This window comes from Bartonella sp. AA83SXKL (assembly GCF_042196965.1).
Lineage (GTDB): Bacteria > Pseudomonadota > Alphaproteobacteria > Rhizobiales > Rhizobiaceae > Bartonella.
The window spans coordinates 1-236 of record NZ_JBHIRG010000329.1; the positions used below are offsets into that span (position 1 = coordinate 1).

A 236-nucleotide genomic window follows, 5' to 3' on the forward strand; every position below is an offset into this window, starting at 1 on the left:
TAGTAAAGCAAAATTTTGGTTGGATATGCAAACAAACTACAATTTATGGAAAACAATGCAACAGGCACAACCACCTATTTCTCCTCTGGTTTCTGATTCACCACAAACGTCGCTTTGATTTCGTTCATAATTTTTTTGGTGCTTTGGTTAGTTTTTTAGTCGCCGCACATTGCTCTAACCTTTTTGTAGTTTTTTAATTGCTTCGATAGCTAAGCGTTTCCGATCGGCTGTTTTGG

2 pseudogenes are annotated in these 236 nt (G+C 37.3%); one reads left to right on the forward strand and one right to left on the reverse strand.

The window, feature by feature from the left end:
• Positions 1 to 118, forward strand: a pseudogene (locus ACFINO_RS11445) (transcriptional regulator); the annotation flags it as partial.
• A gap of 56 nt (positions 119 to 174) precedes the next feature.
• On the opposite strand, the pseudogene ACFINO_RS11450 reads toward ACFINO_RS11445, so the two are convergent.
• A pseudogene (locus tag ACFINO_RS11450) lies at positions 175 to 236 on the reverse strand (site-specific integrase); the annotation flags it as partial.